The sequence below is a fragment of the Shewanella litoralis genome (assembly GCF_009828585.1).
Taxonomy (GTDB): Bacteria; Pseudomonadota; Gammaproteobacteria; order Enterobacterales; family Shewanellaceae; genus Shewanella; species Shewanella litoralis.
This window is the reverse complement of record NZ_WSRZ01000004.1, coordinates 19,462-37,501: the sequence shown is the minus strand read 5'-3', so window position 1 is coordinate 37,501 and position 18,040 is coordinate 19,462. Positions and strand designations below refer to the sequence as shown.

The following is an 18,040-nucleotide window of genomic DNA, read 5'->3' as shown; positions in this document are numbered from 1 at the left end:
GCCTCAAACTGAACAATCTGAGTGACTCTGATTGGTCACATAATTAACGGAAATGGTATAATAACCTGAGTTTAGATTAAATAACAAAGCCAGCATTTAGCTGGCTTTGTTTTGAATTGATAAGGTGGTTAACCCAACGCAGCAGTCGCTGATTTTTTCTGGATCAATTCAATTTTATATCCATCAGGATCTTCAACAAAAGCGATTTCAGTCGTGCCGCCAGCGACAGGACCTGGCTTGCGAGTCACTTTGCCGCCTGCAGCAGTAATGGCCTCACAACGGGCATAAATGTCTTCTTCACCTATGGCTAAATGGCCAAAACCATTGCCCAGGTCGTAGCTGTCTACACCCCAATTATAGGTTAATTCAATCACAGCTTGGCCAGTGGTTTCTTCACCAAAACCCACGAAGGCGAGGGTGTATTTGTATTCAGCGTTTTCAGACTTGCGCAGTAATTTCATCCCCATTACGTCAGTGTAAAACGTGATGCTGCGGTCTAAATCGCCAACGCGGATCATAGTGTGAAGTAATTGCGACATAATGTTCTCTCTTAAATAAAAATAAATCTGACTGTATCAAGCTCAGATGACAATGAAAAGATGCGCAGCTGTTGATCTGTAACAATTTATATTTTACAAGCTTCAACAGAGTACGATTGAAAATACGCTGATAACTATCTTTATCCAGCAAAAAACGTAATAACATGAGCAAGTAAATAATACGAATAAAATGAATACCGGTAATTTTTTGCTTTAGCTCACATTTGTGATGATATTTTTTGGGTTCATAAGCAAAAGGCGTTATTCTTCTTTTATACCTACATGGAGGCAAGACAATGACAACAGAATTAAAAATGGCCTTAGGCACTACCGTAGTAATCGCAATTTGTTTTAGCGCTTTTTTTGTGGCGATGTTTTAAATCATAAAACACAACGCTGCACTGTAAGCAATATCGCTCCACCAGGGAAGTATTCAATCCTTTCTGAACACGAGTTTATTGCACGTTAGTTGATGAGTTAACGTACAATGAATTGTAAAAAAATGACCAAAGCACATTATGTGTATTGGTCATTTTTTGTTGCTATTCTTCAGGATAAATCTTTTCAGAGAACTCGCACAAATCTTCTATCATGCAACTGCCACAACGAGGTTTACGTGCTAAACAGGTATAGCGGCCGTGTAAAATAAACCAATGATGCACATCCACCTTAAACTCGCTTGGCACCACTTTTAGCATTTTCTGTTCTACCTGATCGACATTTTTACCGGGTGCGAACTTGGTACGATTTGCCATGCGAAAAATATGCGTATCAACCGCAATGGTTGGCCAGCCAAAGGCGGTGTTGAGAACCACGTTAGCGGTTTTACGGCCTACTCCGGGTAATGCCTCTAATGCTTCACGGTTTTCAGGGACTTCGCCGCCGTGTAAATCGATTAACATTTTACAGGCGTTAATGACATTGATGGCTTTATTGTTATATAAACCAATGGTTTTAATGTATTGTTTGAGCCCATCAACCCCTAAATCGTAAATCGCCTGAGCGGTATTGGCTACCGGAAATAACTTGTCAGTGGCCTTATTCACACTCACGTCAGTTGCCTGTGCTGATAATGTCACTGCGACCAGTAATTCAAATGGGCTGGAAAAATTCAACTCAGTTTCAGGCTTAGGATTGTTATCTCGTAATCGCGTTAAGATCTGAATGCGTTTTTCTTTATTCATAATAATGTCTATTAACTTACCTTGGTGATCCGAGCTCGAGTTACCCCAACAGATTCTACTTTAGGTTGTCTGGCTTTAATTCTAGTGTCGATCACATTTTTAAGGGCGATGAGTAAGCCCATGCCGATAAACGCACCTGGCGGTAACATGGCGAGTAAAAACGGAGTATCAACTTGCCACACGTGGATCGTTAATATGCTGGCCCATTCGCCTAATAATAAATCGGCACCATCAAATAACGTACCTTGGCCTAATAGCTCACGGCTTGCGCCTAATACCATTAATACAGCGGTAAAACCCAATCCCATCATCAAACCGTCAAAGGCTGAATGAGCGAGAGAGTTACGCGACGCAAATGCTTCAGCACGGCCGATGATAACGCAGTTAGTGACGATAAGCGGTAAGAATATCCCTAATGAAATATACAAATTATAGGCATAGGCATTAATCAGTAATTGCACACAGGTCACCAAGGCTGCAATGATCATGACAAATACCGGAATACGGATTTCTTTAGGTACATAATCACGCACTAGTGACACTAAAATGTTTGATCCCATCAATACAAGTAGGGTCGCTACACCTAAACCCAAGGCGTTCGTGATGGTTGCAGTGACTGCCAATAATGGACATAAACCCAGTAACTGGACAAGTCCTGGGTTGTTTTTCCATAAACCTTGGCTCGCTATTTCGCGATAGTTACTCATGGCTGCCCTCACATTTCACATGGCTTTTATACAAATTTTGGCGATGTTGTTCTACAAAACTTAAGGCTTTACTAATGGCTTTAACATAGGCTCGTGGCGTGATGGTGGCGCCAGTGAATTGATCAAATTGCCCGCCGTCTTTTTTCACTTTCCACAAGTCAGTATTATCTTTAAACAGTTGGCCACTAAAGTGAGTCACCCAATCTGATTTACGTAATTCGATTTTATCACCCAGGCCAGGTGTTTCTTGATGCGATAGCGTGCGCACCCCCAATACTTGACCGTCGTTATCGATACCAATAATCAGTTTGATTTCACCGTTATAGCCATCAGGGGCAATGGCTTCAATGGCAATTGCGACAGCCTGTTGATTTTTATAGGCTAAATAAGCGGGCAATGCATCTTTACTGCCCAGTAACTCTGGTGAGTGGACTAAAATACATTGTTCAAATAACACATTGTCATGCAAATTTGCTGGGATCACTTGAGTTAAGGTTTCGGTTAATTGCTTTTGTTGTTGCAGCGCAATAGTGTCATGGGTGAGGGTATTAACGAGCGCGACTAGTCCCGTGCAACATAAAGCAAACAAGGCTAACAATAAGCCATTTTTAATCATCGGATTATCATTTATTGGCATGGTTAACTTCCTGTGCGATGACCGTAACTGCGTGGGCGCACATAGTAATCAATGAATGGCGCGCACATATTGGCCAGTAATACCGCAAATGCCACCGCATCAGGGTAACCGCCAAAAGTACGAATAAGGTAAATGAGTACACCAATCATGGCACCAAATAGTAATCGACCTCGCGGGCTCGTTGCCGCGGTAACTGGATCGGTTGCAATAAAGAATGCCGCTAGCATGGTGCCACCACTAAATAGGTGCATTAACGGACTAACAAAGGTATCTGGACTGATTAAAAAGCCGAAACTGGCGCACACAAACAAACTGGCGATAATGGCACCGCTAATATGCCAACGGATCACCTTAAGCTTTAACATGATTAACCCACCAGCAAGATAGGCCATATTAACCCAAAACCAGCCTTCAGCTCCCATGCCTGAGAAAATAGGTTTCGTTAAGCTCTCGGTAGTGGTTAATCCCATGGATAAATCGGTTTTGAGGGTATCTAATGGCGTTGCCATGGTAATGCCGTCGATACCTAAACGAAAATACTCAGCCGCAAAAGATTGATTGATTTCAAAAATAGTTTGCACACTGGTAAACAAAGAGGCGTGATTCATCGCAATGGTTTGCGGTGCAACCCATGAGGTCATTTGAACTGGAAATGAAATAAGCAGTAAGACATATGCCGCCATTGCTGGGTTAAATACGTTATTACCCAAACCACCATAAAGCTGTTTGACGATGACGATGGCAAAAAGGGTCCCGATAACAATAAGCCACCACGGTGCTAAGGGCGGAATCGCAACGGCAAGTAATGATGCCGTGACCAATGCGCTATTATCACTCAACGTCGCTTTAATGTTTTTATGACGTAGCTTCATCACCGCAGCTTCAGCAAGGTACGCCACACTGACAGCCAATAGTAATTGGATTAAGGTACCTAAACCAAAATAATAGCTTTGTACTGCAATACCCGGAATAAGACACAAAGCCACCCGTTTCATCACGGTATTGGTGTGCAAACTGGTACTGACATGGGGTGACGAGGCAATTTTAAATGCCATGATTATTGTTCCTCTTGCTCAGCACTGTTGGCGAGCTTTTTCGCTTTTGCTTTGGCAATCGCCGCTGCGACTTTGGCTTTTTTTATTTGCTCAGGGGATAACTCTGCTGAGTCCGCCGTGGCTGTCAACGCTACGTTTGGCGCTATTTCGGCGGTAGACTCGACACCAACTGTAGGTCGAGACACAGCTTCGCCGATATCGATTTGACTGGCTTGAGCCAGTTTTTTTGCCTTGGCTTTAGCAACTGCTGCGGCAACACTGGCTTTTTTGTCGTCAACTCTATCTGTTGTCGGCTCTACTGCAACAACCGTGTCATCAGTTTGATTAGCTTGAGCCAGTTTTTTTGCCTTGGCTTTAGCGACTGCAGCGGCAACACGGGCTTTTTTGTCGTCAACTGCATCTGTTGTCGGTTCTGTTGTAACAGTCGTGTCATCAGTTTGGCCAGCTTGAGCCAGTTTTTTTGCTTTGGCTTTAGCGACGGCTGCTGCAACACGGACTTTTTTGTCGTCAACTGTGTCTGCTGGCGGTTCAGTTCCTGCTACTGAAGTTTCAGCTGTGTTGGGTGTTTGAACCGTTGATTCAGCATTTACTTGTGCGGCTTTCTTCGCTTTGGCGCGTGCAACAGCGGCGGCAATTTTAGCTTGTTTGTCGTCAACATTAACCTCAGCGGTATTTTTGTCGAACTCATCATCACTAACGGTATTCGCCTGAGCCGCTTTTTTAGCTTTAGCACGTTCAATAGCGGCATTAACAGCCGCTTTTTTCGGGTCAACGACGGTTTGGGGAACTTGTGTCGTACTGCCAGCTGTTGGTGCAGAAGAGGCGGCCGAATCTTGCGCTTTTTTAGCGGCAATCCTTGCCATCGCGGCTGCAACAGCATCTTTATCGGTAGACTTCATGTTTGCTTGACGCTTAGCGGCGGCTTCTTTCGCTTTAGCTTCACGTGCATTCTTTTCGTCTTCTAAGCGTTGTAGGCGTGCTTCGAAGCGTATTTTAGCCTGTTCAGCTTGACGCTTTTCTTCGGCTTCAATTTTTAAGGCCGATTTTGCGACGCGATAATACTCAACAAGTGGAATATCACTTGGACATACATAGCTGCAGCAACCACATTCAATGCAATCTTTTAAATTATAACTGGCGGCTTTGTCGTATTCCTCGGCCTTAGCGTGCCAAAAGAGTTGTTGTGGCAACAATAATGCCGGACAGGCGACTGCGCATTCACCGCAACGGATACAGGCTTTTTCGTCAACATCGGCGGCTATTTCGTTGTGACTAGGCACGAGTAAACAGTTTGTGCCTTTTAAAATAGGCACATCTAACTCCGCTAAGGCGTAGCCCATCATGGGGCCGCCTACGATCACCTTTTGTTCGGCAGATTCGATAAAGTGGACAGATTGCAATGCATCAGCCACTGTAGTCCCTATGGGTAACCAATAGTTGCCTGGTTGGCCAATCTGTTCACCGGTTAACGTGACAACACGCTCAATGAGAGGTTTACCTTGATAGATTGCCTCTTGAATGGCAAAAGCTGTGCCCACGTTGTGCACCACAATACCGAGTTGGGCAGGAATTGCGCCACTGGGAACTTCTTTACCAGTAATAATTTGGATTAACTGTTTTTCGCCGCCAGAAGGGTACTTAGTCGGGATGACTGTGACGCGCGCGACGCCTTTAGGTAGGTTGCTTCTATTAAGCGCCGCTTGCATGGCTTGCGCCGCTTCAGGCTTATTATCTTCAATTGCAATAATGATCCGCTGCGGATTGAGCAAATGGTTAATTACGCCAACACCAGATACAATTTCGTCGCTGTGATCGCGCATTAATCTGTCATCTGAGGTGATATAGGGTTCACACTCGATGCCATTGATAATAACTAAATCGATTTCACTGGCTGGATTGAGCTTTACATGGCTTGGAAACGCTGCGCCGCCCATGCCTGCTATACCTGCTTGCTTGATTTTGTCTAATATCTGCAGCTTTGACAGTTGCTCAAGGCTATTAGGGATTAAATCACACCAGGTATCTTGGCCATCTGACTCAATAATACAACTTAAGGTTGGCAATGAAGAAGGGTGATTCGTTGCGTGCTGCTCTATGGCAACAATTTGTCCAGAGGTAGGGGCATGCACCGGCAAATAGGTGAAACCTGCTCCTTCTGTCAATGACTGACCTTTTAGTACTTTATCGCCCACGCCAACGGATAACGTCGCTTGTTCGCCCACGAGTGGCACAGGTACAATAAAACGCGTTGCTAGGGGTAAGCGCGCAATAGCAGATTGATTAGAAAGTGTTTTTAATTGTGGAGGATGTATCCCGCCAGGAGATTGCCACAACGATCCTTTATCCAGTTGTTCTAATAACGTTAGCACGCTTGTTCCTCTGGCTCAGAATGAATCACCTTGACTGGGATTGTGTTTAATTTCCAATCCCAATTTTGCAGAGTGGTTTCAACAGGGATCATGTCAATACAATCAACAGGGCAAGGTTCTACGCATAAATCACATCCCGTACAGTCTTTTGCGATGACGGTGTGCATAAGCTTACCCGCGCCTAAAATGGCATCAACTGGGCAGGCTTGGATACATTTTGTGCAGCCAATACATTCATCTTCACGAATGTAAGCCACTTTTTTTACAGTCGATTGAGCTTCTGCGTTTAATGGTTCTTGATCAACGCCCATTAATTCAGCAATTTTTTCCATAGTGGCAGTGCCGCCAGGAGGGCATTTATTGATATGGTCACCATTGGCAATTGCTTCAGCGTAAGGCCGACAACCTGGGTATCCACATTGTCCGCATTGCGTTTGCGGAAGTAGGGCTTCGACCTGATCAATAACAGGATTACCTTCGACTTTAAATTTCTTTGAGGCAAACCCTAAAATCACCCCAAACACTAATGCCAGTAAACTGAGTACGGCAACGGCAATAAATATGCTTGTCATAATTAGTTAACCAGCCCCGCAAACCCCATAAATGCTAACGACATTAACCCGGCGGTGATCATGGCAATTGCGCCTCCTTTAAAAGGAACTGGCACATCGGCAGCTGCTAAACGTTCACGCATAGCAGAAAATAAAATCAATACTAATGAAAAGCCGACCGCGGCTCCAAAGCCATAAATTGCTGATTGAATAAAGTTATGGTCTTCGTTGACATTGAGTAACGCGACGCCCAATACTGCACAGTTAGTAGTAATCAGTGGTAAATAAATCCCTAAGGCACGATGCAGTGATGCACTGGTTTTTTGTACGACCATTTCAGTAAATTGGACCACCACGGCAATGACCAAAATAAAACTCATGGTACGCAAGTAGCTTAAGTCGAAGGGCTGTAGTAAAAATTCATTGGTGAGATAGCTTAAAATTGAGGCTAATGTTAATACAAACGTGGTTGCCATTGACATGCCAATTGCAGACGCCAATTTACTCGACACCCCCATAATAGGGCATAGACCTAAGAATTTAACCAGGACGAAGTTATTAACCAGTACTGTACCGATTAATAAAAGAAGGTACTCTGTCATTGCTACATTTTCTTGACCAATAGATCCTAGTATTATCTAAGGTTTAGCGCTGAGAAACAACGGATAAAAAACAAGGTTAAACATAAAATGCTTAACCTTGTGATAAAATGCTCGATTTTACATTTTAATAACCTAATGATTACTGTTTTTTGACTAAAACTTCAGGCTTGGCAATGTAATACCCTTGCAGGCCGTCAACCAGTAACTTTTCTAGGGTGAGCTTTTCGTCTTGTTTTTCCACGCCGGTAGCTATCACCCGAATGCTAATACGTTTAGCGATATCAACCATCATGCGAACAAAAAACTTATTATTATTATCTTGTTCAATATTGTCGCTGTAGCTACTGTCGAGTTTGATAAAATCTGGACGTACTTCTCGGAAGAATTTAAACGAGGTAAAGCCCAAGCCAAAACGCTCAATAGCCACTTTAGCACCGACTTTATGCATTTCGCTGACAAATTGACGGCTTGATATTAAATTTGCTTGCATGCCTGACTCATTGAGTTCGAATATCAATCGAGAAGCTACATGGCGGTGTTTGGTCAATAGGTCTTTTAACCAGGTGGTAAATCCATCTTGTAACGCCGATAATGCACTAATGTTGACACCCATGTTACCGATAATGCTTGGGTTTTCACTCAACACTTTAATCGTTTGAATAACGATCATTTTGTCCAGTTCAATATTCAGCCCATAACGCTCAGCCATGGCAATGACTGTGGTTGTTGGCAGGTATTTACCTTCAGCGTTATAAAAGCGTGCTAATAATTCGCGATAAACATCGGTTTGATTATTACACGGTTGAATAGGTTGCTGATAAAAATTAATGCTGCGGCGATTAATTAAATCGTCAATTGTGAGTTTCCAGTGGTCATCACCAAATTGTTCATCCCCTGAGAGTTTCTCAAGTTGATAATAACGATTAGGGCCCAATGTTTGCGCAATACTGACAGCGGTATCAGCCAATGCCATTAACGCTAACGGTTCACAACCTTCTTTATAAGGCACCATCCCTGCATGGGCGATAGAATCACTTCGGGTACTTTGGGCGTATTCATCAAGGTGACGTTTGAGCTGTTCTAAACATTTCTCACCTTCTTTAAGTGTTATGCCATCAATAAACACCGCAAAATCACCACTTGAAACCCTAAAGCATTCATTTACTCCCAATGATGAAACCGCTTTACGAATACAATTAGCCAGTTTCGCTAAATAATCATCACCGGCCGCTCTGCCATGCAGTTGGTTAATGCTCGCAAGTTCTGCGGCTTTTACCATGATCAAAACGCCATATTGCTGCTTATTTGATTGGCTTAAGTCTTCTAAAAATTGAGTAAAACGTTGCCGAGTAGAGAAGCCACTGACAGGATCTTGATAAGCCGCCTTTGTCAGTAATTCGTTTTCTTTTCGAACATGGTCTAGGCTGAGCTTTAACTGGCCACGGCAGGTTTCAAGGGCATTACCTAATGGGCGCAATACCCCAGGGAAACGGGAGCGCTCAAGTGCTAAAAAAGACAAATCAGGAATGTGTGTGACGTACTCTGCAGCATAACGAATACGTTTTCTGTGTAATTGCACTAATGCGGCAAACAACAACATTAATACAATGTAGGCACCAATTAGCAGGGTGGCAGTTTCTTTTAGATCGGCAATGTTACTAGACAATACGCTAGAAGTATCTAAACGCACTTGTAATCGTGCTTGAGGAAACGACTGAATGTGGCCAAGTTCGATATTGAAAATTTGACTAGCAAAATCATCACTGGGTCGCTGTAAGCTGCCATGAGTGAAGTTTAAATTGCTATCAGTATTGTGAATAAATTGAAAAAACTGAAAAGTAAATTTTGCCGACATTTGTTGATACAGGGCTTCGCCATCACCATCCCATGTGCGATAAGTTTGCACGTATTGCAAATATTGTGCGCGTGCAATTTCACCTTGTTCTTGTACTTCATTATTTTCAACAGACCAGATCCGAAAAATCAACAGGCCGAAAACAATGAAAAGTACCAGCTGAAAGGATTTTGATAAGCCCATAAAACATCCATTCCTTACGAGTTGTCAATATTAGCCATTTCAGCCAGATGCTTGCAGCAAAGGCTGTGCCATCTGAATGGGCATGACGATTAAGGTGTTATCACGATAGTTTATATAATAACCAATAATATCATAGCAGGTATATTATTAAATTATTATTAACCTAAAGCATTATAATTACTGGAAAAATAGATTTGTTGTTAGTGGGTGAGTCAATAAGCATAGCAGACGCAGTAGTGAGTAAAATATCAAGCAACAATTAACTACGGAAATAATAGGGTAGAAGAAAGTGTGTAAACTAATGAATTGAATAATTAGTACTTAGAGGGGAATTTGATGCTAATGATGATGGCTCCCCAGACTGGACTTGAACCAGTGACATACGGATTAACAGTCCGCCGTTCTACCGACTGAACTACTGGGGAATTGATCATTATTTTGGACGGTTTGAAATGGCTCCCCAGACTGGACTTGAACCAGTGACATACGGATTAACAGTCCGCCGTTCTACCGACTGAACTACTGGGGAATTGATCATTTCAAATTGTTATCTCGATGGCTCCCCAGACTGGACTTGAACCAGTGACATACGGATTAACAGTCCGCCGTTCTACCGACTGAACTACTGGGGAATCGATTTCGATAACATTAAGCGTTGGCTCCCCAGACTGGACTTGAACCAGTGACATACGGATTAACAGTCCGCCGTTCTACCGACTGAACTACTGGGGAATTACGCTTACGTTCTTAACAGTATACTAAATTGGCTCCCCAGACTGGACTTGAACCAGTGACATACGGATTAACAGTCCGCCGTTCTACCGACTGAACTACTGGGGAATCGTTTTTAGCAATGTATTGCTGAGAACGGAGCGCATAGTAAAACGCTCTGGTAACTGAGTCAACTCGAGTTAGAAAAAAAATCGCATTTATGTGACTAATTGGTTACCAAATACACATCGTGCACGACTTTTGGGCATTTATGTTGATTTTTGAACAATGAATAGAAAATGAAATACTTAGATAAAATCAAATCATGAACGGTAGAACGGCTCTTTGATAAAAAAGAGTAATACATGATGCGTTTTCTATTGTTGAGGTACTGTCAATCAATTAGCGGCTGCGATTCACTTTGTCATTGAACGCGAGAAAGCATTTAAATATTAATCGGCTTTGAGTGGAACGAATGATTGAATATGCCGGCTCTCAATCAACTTGATGAACGTATTATTGTTTTTTGTTTACCAAGCCCTGTTAAGCTTTCAAAGTCGTTTTACAGAGAATCGTTTCCCATTTCACATATACCCAAACAACCTGAAGATGCTCGATTTCAGCAAGAATTTACACGCGTTTAGGCAAGGCATTGGTTGCGGGTAATGGTTATTCCCCTTCTAAAATCAGCTAAATTAACAAAAGCCGCAGCATAAACGCGTGTAACACTTGCCCCTTGGGAGCTTCATCGTGTTCCCCTTATTATTAAATCAAGAGCGTTGTTGCGTTAATTTATAAGGTACCTACATTACTGCATTAACGCGCCTAGTATTGAAAACACGGTGAAGCTCTGAAACACGTCTCTCCAAGTTGATTGGGTATATACAGCAGCGCGGCAGAGACTTTGATATGTCGTTATGCTAGATAAACTGAGCTAGATAATAAACGCCTCTCAAACAGTCCATTGCCTTGCTTTAATCGACTTACGATAGGCTCGCTTTTGACGCATCAATTCGCCTTGGTTAGCATAACAAACCACAAGCTTGAAAAAGAGGAGGGTTAACATGCTGATTTTAAATCGCATAAGTGTATCTCTTATCCAGAGAACAGGTCAGACAAAAGTCGATAACATCTTAAAAAGAGGGGACTACAGATTCTGTGTGACTGGGTGAGTGACATTGCGTTGATCAAACCAAATATTATCATTTATGCCCAATACTTTATTAGCAACTCATGATCCGATTGTCTTTTTGTTCCGTATTGAATATCAAATGTAATTAAATTTCATCAAAACATTCTTACGTTTTTATGAATCCTGCCATCGCGGTATCCCGCACCCACATTGGAGTTTAGTGACTTATCCACTAAATCTGTGGATAAACTTGTGGACTTCTACTGTAAATTGCCTCCAATCCCTTGCTGAGTATGGTTTGGAGTTAAAATGCACTTATTCATTAGCAATAAATTAACTTGTTTATATTCATATGCATACAAAAATCAACTGTTTTGTTTTTTGACTGTTCTGTGAATTGCAAAATTGTAATTCGATTGCATTGATGATTGTGTATTAAATTGCAGTTTAGTTTAGTTTTTCACCGATTTAAGTGCTGTTTTTAGGATAAAACGGTTTTTGTTAATCTGTTTCATTTCAGGATCGCTCGGTTGTCATCTTCAAGATTAAATGGCCTTAAACGATCGTAATCGTCCGATATATTTTATACATGGCAAACCATGGCTGTGATTAAAAACATGGCATTGATTGTTTACGATCTTGCTCTGGTCACGCTCAAGCATATTCGGGCGCGAATATTCTGCTAAGCGAGCTAAGTAAAAGAGATCATTTTAGTTACCAATGGATAAACAAATATTGCACAGCACAAATGAATTCATCTGTTTGACAGTATTGTGATGACGAATCATTGCACTTCTTCATATTTACTGTCGCAACATATTAGCGTTTAGGTATATCATTAACGGTTCAATAAATAAGGAAACCGCCCAGTGTCAGAGTCTGTTTTTACCTTAGAGTCCAAATTTGAACCTGCGGGCGATCAGCCCACTGCAATTAACCAACTTGTCGATGGTTTACAGTCTGGCATTGCCAGCCAAACCTTACTCGGGGTGACAGGATCAGGTAAAACTTACACTATTGCCAATGTGATCAAACAAATGGGTCGGCCAACCATTATTATGGCCCCCAATAAAACCCTTGCTGCCCAGCTTTATGGCGAAATGAAAGAGTTTTTTCCTCACAATGCGGTTGAATACTTTGTTTCTTATTATGATTATTATCAACCAGAAGCATACGTTCCTGCGTCAAATACTTTTATTGAAAAAGATGCATCTGTTAATGCCCACATCGAACAAATGCGATTGTCAGCAACTAAAGCGTTATTAGAGCGCAAAGATGTGGTACTGATTGCTTCAGTTTCAGCTATTTATGGTCTGGGCGATCCTGACTCATACATGAAAATGCTATTGCACCTACGTCAGGGTGACTTTATGGGGCAACGTGACATCTTGATCCGCCTCAGTGAATTACAATACACCCGCAATGACATTGAGCTGCAACGCGGTACATATCGCGTGCGGGGCGAGGTGATTGATATCTTTCCTGCTGAATCTGAACGTGAAGCCATTCGTGTTGAATTGTTCGATGATGAAATTGAACGTTTAAGCGAGTTTGATCCACTGACAGGACAAATTAATAAGCGCATCGTTAGAACCACTATTTATCCTAAAACGCATTATGTCACGCCACGTGAAAAAATCTTGGCGGCAACAGAAGAGATTAAAGAAGAGCTGAGAGAACGCCGGCAATTTTTGCTCGACAATAACAAGTTGATAGAAGCACAACGGATCACTGAACGCGTTCAATATGACGTCGAAATGATGGTTGAATTAGGCTATTGCTCAGGTATCGAAAACTACTCGCGTTATTTGTCGGGGCGGGGCACCGGTGAAGGACCTCCGACCCTTCTTGATTATTTACCTGCTGACGGTTTGTTAATTATTGACGAGTCTCATGTGACCGTTCCGCAAATTGGTGCCATGTACAAAGGCGATCGTAGTCGTAAAATGAACCTAGTTGAATATGGTTTTCGCTTACCTTCCGCACTCGACAACCGACCATTAATGTTCGAAGAGTTCGAGCGCTTAATGCCACAAACCATTTTTGTATCCGCCACACCAAGCCAATATGAGCTTGATAAAAGTGATGGCGAGGTTGCTGAGCAGGTAGTACGGCCAACTGGATTGCTTGATCCTGTACTTGAGGTACGTCCTGTTGGGATCCAGGTGGATGACTTATTATCTGAAATTCATAAACGCGTTGCGGTTAATGAGCGGGTATTAGTGACCACGTTAACCAAACGTATGTCCGAAGACTTAACTGAATACCTCGACGAACATGGCGTTAAAGTGCGCTACTTACATTCAGATATTGACACTGTTGAGCGAATTGAAATTATTCGCGATCTTCGCTTAGGTCATTTTGATGTACTCGTTGGGATTAACTTATTGCGTGAAGGGTTAGATTTACCTGAAGTGTCGTTGGTGTGTATTCTTGATGCAGATAAAGAAGGCTTTTTACGTTCTGAGAGGTCACTTATTCAGACAATTGGCCGCGCCGCCCGTAATGTTAACGGTAAAGTGATTCTTTATGCCGACAGAATTACCAATTCAATGGCTAAAGCCATGGGTGAAACGGAACGTAGACGCGAAAAACAACACCAGCATAATCTTAAACTCGGTATTGTGCCCCGTGGCGTGGTTAAAAGTATTACCGATGTGATGGATGTTGGCGATCCTAAAAAAGCCAAAGGTCAGCAAAAGCAACAAGGCAAGTATGCACACGTGGCAGACAGCCGTGCTACCTATACCAGTGTTGCCGACTTAAGCCATCAAATTGATGCGCTTGAAAAGCAAATGCACGAATTTGCCAGAAACCTTGAATTTGAACAAGCTGCCGCATTGCGTGATGAAGTGAAACATCTACGCGAACAAATTATTTTAAACAGCTAATTTATCTTACTAGGGCGTGTTTATCTTTGCTGATAAAAAATAAACAAATATACACACGCCCTAGACTACACTTTATGTAAAGTGCTTTAATTGAATAACTTGTGACGCATTGATGCGAAATATACAGAGAATAAACTGGTAAAAAATATGAAATCAGACGATATAAATTGCGACAAAGTAGTGTGTAATCATTGTATCGATGATAATAAGCTCGACTTTGATTTTACCATGGCATTCCAACCCATTATCAATTGTCAAACCATGGACGTTTTTGGTTATGAGGCGTTAGTGCGTGGAGTGAATAATGAGTCGGCTTATTCTATTATCGCTAAGGTTAATGATGATAACCGCTACTTGTTCGATCAACTTTGCCGCATTAAAGCAATAGCTTTAGCTGCAAAGCTGGGTATCGACTCAATGTTGAGCATTAATTTTCTACCCAATGCCATTTATAAGCCAGAGCGCTGTATTCGTACCACACTTGAAGCTGCAAAAAAATATCAATTTCCAACAGAACGCATTATGTTTGAATTTACTGAAGTTGAAAAAATTGAAGACAGTGAACACATCAAAAAAATCGTTAATTATTATCAAGCATTAGGATTCAAAACGGCCACAGATGATTTTGGTTCTGGGTTTTCTGGGTTGAATTTACTCGCAGATTTTCAAACTGATATTATTAAGCTCGACATGGGGCTTATCCGCAATATTAATTTAAATAGTACTCGTCAGGTCATCGTCAACCACTGCTTGAATATGATGCAAGAACTTAACATCACAGTGTTAGCCGAAGGGATAGAAACCATGGAAGAGTATCTTTGGTTAAAAAATGCCGGTATCGAACTGATGCAAGGTTATCTTTTTGCTAAACCCGGTTTTGAATCTTTGCCCGAAATTGATTTTGAGTTGCTCAAGGCATAATAAAAAACGCGCCATCAAGGCGCGTTTTAACATCAATAGATTGGGTAGGTCGGATACTAGAAGTTAGCCGAACGTGGTGCACGTGGGAACGGAATAACATCGCGGATGTTGTTCACGCCAGTCACGTAAGACACTAAACGCTCGAAACCTAAACCAAAACCTGCGTGAGGTACTGTGCCATAGCGACGTAGGTCACGATACCACCAGTAATCTTCCTGGCTTAGTTCCATTTCAGCTAGACGGGCATCTAATACATCTAAACGCTCTTCACGCTGCGCACCACCGATGATCTCACCAATACCAGGTGCTAACACATCCATCGCAGCAACGGTCTTACCATCATCGTTTAAACGCATGTAGAAGGCTTTAATGTCTTTCGGGTAGTTTTTCACTACAACCGGTGCTTTAAAGTGTTCTTCAGCTAGGTAACGCTCATGTTCAGATTGTAAATCGATACCCCATTCAACTGGGAATTCGAACGTCTTACCACAGTTTTTAAGAATTTCGACGGCGTCTGTGTAATCAACCTGAGCGAAATCGCTGCTCACAAACGATTGCAAACGCTCAACTACGGTTTTATCCACTCGTTCGTTGAAGAAGTTCAAGTCGTCCATACGTTCTTCAAGCACGGCGTTAAATGCAAACTTAAGCATTTTTTCAGCAAGCTCAGCCGCATCATCTAATGTTGCGAAGGCGACTTCAGGCTCAACCATCCAGAATTCTGCAAGGTGGCGGGTTGTGTTTGAGTTTTCAGCGCGGAAAGTCGGGCCAAAGGTATACACTTTAGACAAGGCACAAGCATAAGTTTCAGCGTTTAACTGACCAGATACCGTTAAAAATGATTCTTTACCGAAAAAGTCTTTGTCGTAATCGACTTTACCCGCTGGAGTGCGTGGCAGGTTTTCCATGTCTAATGTTGATACACGGAACATTTCGCCTGCACCTTCACAGTCAGAAGCGGTGATTAATGGGGTAGATACCCAAATAAATCCTTCTTGATGGTAGAAACGATGAATTGCTTGCGATAAACAGTTACGCACACGCGCAACTGCACCAATAATGTTGGTTCGCGGACGTAAGTGGGCTAGTTCACGTAAATGCTCGATAGAGTGGCGCTTAGCGGCCATTGGGTAGGTATCTGGATCATCAACAAATCCGGTAACATCTACTGCAGAGACTTGCAGTTCAAATGCCTGACCAGCACCCGGAGATGCAACCACTTCACCCGTCATTACCACAGAGCAGCCGGCAGTCAATTTCAATACATCGTCATTGTAATTGGCTAGGCTATTTGGCACGACACCTTGAATAGGGTCGAAACATGAACCGTCATAAACGGCCAAGAAAGAAATACCCGCTTTAGAATCACGGCGAGTTCTCACCCAGCCACGAACCGTGACTTGCGAACCGATGGCGTGTTCACCTTTAAATACAGAAGCGACAGATGTAATGCTCATTGTTGCTTAATTCTCCAACGTATCGAATTATGAATATAAATTTGGGTTTATCTTACCTTGCTGGTGGCTTTTCTCAAGCTTAAAACGCTATTCTATAATGATTATTGTGTTACTTTTGATTAAGTCGGTTAAATATTTGGCAAATGAGCGAGTTAAGCCAAAGCCGATTATCAACATCACGCCTACCTTCGTTAATTATCTGAGTGAAAAGTTATGGTGAAGGATGAGGGTGCATATTGTGTAAACCAAGGAATAGGACATGTCTCGATTAGGTATTTTGCAAGTCGTGTTGACGGTATTATCGATTTTAGGTTGGAGTTTGGCCATTTATGCATTGATTATATTTGGTGAGGCAAGACCGGATCGTGCAGTAGGGTATTTTTTGAGTAAAGGTGTGTCTGTGCGTCTTTATTGGGAACCCGATCTGACGGTTAAGTTAGAGTATTTAATTTGGTGTTGTGCTGGCGTGAGTTTTTTAAACTTGCTTGTTAATTTTTATGCAAAAACCACCACCAGAATGGGTTTTTGGGTCAATATCCCTTTGCTATTAGTGGTGTCATTATCTGCTGGGTTATACATTCGCTACATTATTTAAGCTATAAAAAAATCAGTTTTGCGTGACATGGCGGCATAATAAATCAATGATTGCTGCCGTTACCCCCCAAATAAAACGGTCTTCAAACGGCATAAAATGAACGTGATAACGTTTGCCATGCCGATAATGAAATACCTGATGCCGATTATCCCTGTCTATAAAAAAACGAAGTGGAACCGTAAAGCAGTCTGCCACTTCGCCAGGATCAATGACTAACTCAAAATGCTGTTTTACAAAAGCCACCACTGGAGTGATTTCAAACCCTGTAAAAGTTTTGTGTGGTGGAAATAAGCCTAATACTTCGACGTTTTCAGCATGTAAGCCTATTTCTTCATGGGCTTCACGTAATGCAGTATGAATGGCGTTTACGTCGTTAGGCTCTACTTTGCCACCCGGGAAACTGATTTGCCCAGGATGATGGCGTAAATGCATTGCTCGCTGGGTCAATACAAGGTGCAGTTGTTGATCTATTTCAATAATAGGGATCAATACTGCTGCTTGACGGCCTAAATATGCCGTGGGTGCAGACGCAATTGCAGCACTCAGCTGATTAAAATTGTAGCGTATTGTAAATTCATGTTTATTCAAAAGGCGGCTCTTTCTCAGAGAATGCAGATAGGTTGATTTATCATAACAGGGCCTAATTAACAG

14 protein-coding genes and 5 tRNA genes are annotated in these 18,040 nt (G+C 42.2%); 3 read left to right on the top strand and 16 right to left on the bottom strand.

The window, feature by feature from the left end; translation table 11 throughout:
• Nucleotides 1-128 precede the first annotated feature (128 nt).
• The 14 genes from gloA to GQA99_RS05105 all read right to left on the bottom strand — a co-directional run bounded on the left by gloA (nt 129) and on the right by GQA99_RS05105 (nt 10,522).
• Complete coding sequence (gene gloA / locus GQA99_RS05170) at nt 129-539, bottom strand: lactoylglutathione lyase (RefSeq protein WP_160052834.1); 411 nt, start codon at nt 537-539, stop codon at nt 129-131.
• Nucleotides 540-1,081: 542 nt separating this feature from the next.
• Nucleotides 1,082-1,723: an endonuclease III gene (gene nth, locus GQA99_RS05165; protein WP_160052833.1), complete on the bottom strand. Its 642-nt coding sequence runs from the start codon at nt 1,721-1,723 to the stop codon at nt 1,082-1,084.
• Between the two features lie 11 nt (nt 1,724-1,734).
• Nucleotides 1,735-2,430 (bottom strand): electron transport complex subunit E, encoded by a 696-nt coding sequence (locus tag GQA99_RS05160; protein ID WP_160052832.1) that lies wholly within the window; start codon nt 2,428-2,430, stop codon nt 1,735-1,737.
• Nucleotides 2,423-3,046, bottom strand: coding sequence for an electron transport complex subunit RsxG (rsxG, locus tag GQA99_RS05155; protein ID WP_160052961.1), 624 nt, complete (start codon nt 3,044-3,046; stop codon nt 2,423-2,425). The genes GQA99_RS05160 and rsxG overlap by 8 nt, the downstream gene beginning before the upstream one ends.
• A gap of 23 nt (nt 3,047-3,069) precedes the next feature.
• Complete coding sequence (rsxD, locus tag GQA99_RS05150) at nt 3,070-4,122, bottom strand: electron transport complex subunit RsxD (protein ID WP_160052831.1); 1,053 nt, start codon at nt 4,120-4,122, stop codon at nt 3,070-3,072.
• A 2-nt stretch (nt 4,123-4,124) separates the two neighbouring features.
• Nucleotides 4,125-6,491 carry an electron transport complex subunit RsxC gene (gene rsxC / locus GQA99_RS05145; protein ID WP_160052830.1) on the bottom strand — a complete coding sequence of 789 codons (2,367 nt, stop codon included), beginning with the start codon at nt 6,489-6,491 and terminating at the stop codon, nt 4,125-4,127.
• Complete coding sequence (gene rsxB, locus GQA99_RS05140) at nt 6,485-7,063, bottom strand: electron transport complex subunit RsxB (protein ID WP_160052829.1); 579 nt, start codon at nt 7,061-7,063, stop codon at nt 6,485-6,487. The genes rsxC and rsxB overlap by 7 nt, the downstream gene beginning before the upstream one ends.
• Before the next feature lie 2 nt (nt 7,064-7,065).
• On the bottom strand, nt 7,066-7,644 hold the full coding sequence (gene rsxA / locus GQA99_RS05135; RefSeq protein WP_160052828.1) for an electron transport complex subunit RsxA: 579 nt from the start codon (nt 7,642-7,644) through the stop codon (nt 7,066-7,068).
• A 139-nt stretch (nt 7,645-7,783) separates the two neighbouring features.
• Nucleotides 7,784-9,682 carry an EAL domain-containing protein gene (locus GQA99_RS05130; RefSeq protein WP_160052827.1) on the bottom strand — a complete coding sequence of 633 codons (1,899 nt, stop codon included), beginning with the start codon at nt 9,680-9,682 and terminating at the stop codon, nt 7,784-7,786.
• 349 nt (nt 9,683-10,031) lie between these two features.
• A tRNA-Asn gene (locus GQA99_RS05125) sits at nt 10,032-10,107 on the bottom strand.
• A 28-nt stretch (nt 10,108-10,135) separates the two neighbouring features.
• A tRNA-Asn gene (locus GQA99_RS05120) sits at nt 10,136-10,211 on the bottom strand.
• Between the two features lie 27 nt (nt 10,212-10,238).
• Nucleotides 10,239-10,314 (bottom strand) — tRNA-Asn (locus GQA99_RS05115).
• A gap of 24 nt (nt 10,315-10,338) precedes the next feature.
• A tRNA-Asn gene (locus GQA99_RS05110) sits at nt 10,339-10,414 on the bottom strand.
• Nucleotides 10,415-10,446: 32 nt separating this feature from the next.
• A tRNA-Asn gene (locus GQA99_RS05105) sits at nt 10,447-10,522 on the bottom strand.
• A 1,872-nt stretch (nt 10,523-12,394) separates the two neighbouring features.
• Between GQA99_RS05105 and uvrB the strand changes: the two genes are divergently transcribed.
• Both uvrB and GQA99_RS05095 read left to right on the top strand, forming a co-directional pair.
• Nucleotides 12,395-14,416 (top strand): excinuclease ABC subunit UvrB, encoded by a 2,022-nt coding sequence (gene uvrB, locus GQA99_RS05100; RefSeq protein ID WP_160052826.1) that lies wholly within the window; start codon nt 12,395-12,397, stop codon nt 14,414-14,416.
• A 147-nt stretch (nt 14,417-14,563) separates the two neighbouring features.
• Nucleotides 14,564-15,337, top strand: a complete 774-nt coding sequence (locus GQA99_RS05095) for an EAL domain-containing protein (protein WP_160052825.1) — start codon at nt 14,564-14,566, stop codon at nt 15,335-15,337.
• Between the two features lie 56 nt (nt 15,338-15,393).
• Here GQA99_RS05095 and asnS read toward each other — a convergent pair whose 3' ends face one another.
• Nucleotides 15,394-16,794, bottom strand: a complete 1,401-nt coding sequence (gene asnS, locus GQA99_RS05090) for an asparagine--tRNA ligase (RefSeq protein ID WP_160052824.1) — start codon at nt 16,792-16,794, stop codon at nt 15,394-15,396.
• Between the two features lie 259 nt (nt 16,795-17,053).
• Between asnS and GQA99_RS05085 the strand changes: the two genes are divergently transcribed.
• Nucleotides 17,054-17,389 (top strand): hypothetical protein, encoded by a 336-nt coding sequence (locus tag GQA99_RS05085; RefSeq protein WP_160052823.1) that lies wholly within the window; start codon nt 17,054-17,056, stop codon nt 17,387-17,389.
• A gap of 12 nt (nt 17,390-17,401) precedes the next feature.
• Here the strand turns inward: GQA99_RS05085 and GQA99_RS05080 are convergent, their stop codons facing one another.
• Nucleotides 17,402-17,977 (bottom strand): CoA pyrophosphatase, encoded by a 576-nt coding sequence (locus GQA99_RS05080; RefSeq protein WP_160052822.1) that lies wholly within the window; start codon nt 17,975-17,977, stop codon nt 17,402-17,404.
• Nucleotides 17,978-18,040 lie beyond the last annotated feature (63 nt).

Coding starts and splice junctions, on each gene's coding strand:
- GQA99_RS05130 (WP_160052827.1), bottom strand. CDS start 9,682: ATGGGCTTATCAAAATCCTTTCAGCTGGTACTTTTCATTGTTTTCGGC.
- gloA (WP_160052834.1), bottom strand. CDS start 539: ATGTCGCAATTACTTCACACTATGATCCGCGTTGGCGATTTAGACCGC.
- GQA99_RS05085 (WP_160052823.1), top strand. CDS start 17,054: ATGTCTCGATTAGGTATTTTGCAAGTCGTGTTGACGGTATTATCGATT.
- rsxD (WP_160052831.1), bottom strand. CDS start 4,122: ATGGCATTTAAAATTGCCTCGTCACCCCATGTCAGTACCAGTTTGCAC.
- GQA99_RS05160 (WP_160052832.1), bottom strand. CDS start 2,430: ATGAGTAACTATCGCGAAATAGCGAGCCAAGGTTTATGGAAAAACAAC.
- asnS (WP_160052824.1), bottom strand. CDS start 16,794: ATGAGCATTACATCTGTCGCTTCTGTATTTAAAGGTGAACACGCCATC.
- rsxA (WP_160052828.1), bottom strand. CDS start 7,644: ATGACAGAGTACCTTCTTTTATTAATCGGTACAGTACTGGTTAATAAC.
- GQA99_RS05095 (WP_160052825.1), top strand. CDS start 14,564: ATGAAATCAGACGATATAAATTGCGACAAAGTAGTGTGTAATCATTGT.
- nth (WP_160052833.1), bottom strand. CDS start 1,723: ATGAATAAAGAAAAACGCATTCAGATCTTAACGCGATTACGAGATAAC.
- rsxG (WP_160052961.1), bottom strand. CDS start 3,046: ATGATTAAAAATGGCTTATTGTTAGCCTTGTTTGCTTTATGTTGCACG.
- rsxB (WP_160052829.1), bottom strand. CDS start 7,063: ATGACAAGCATATTTATTGCCGTTGCCGTACTCAGTTTACTGGCATTA.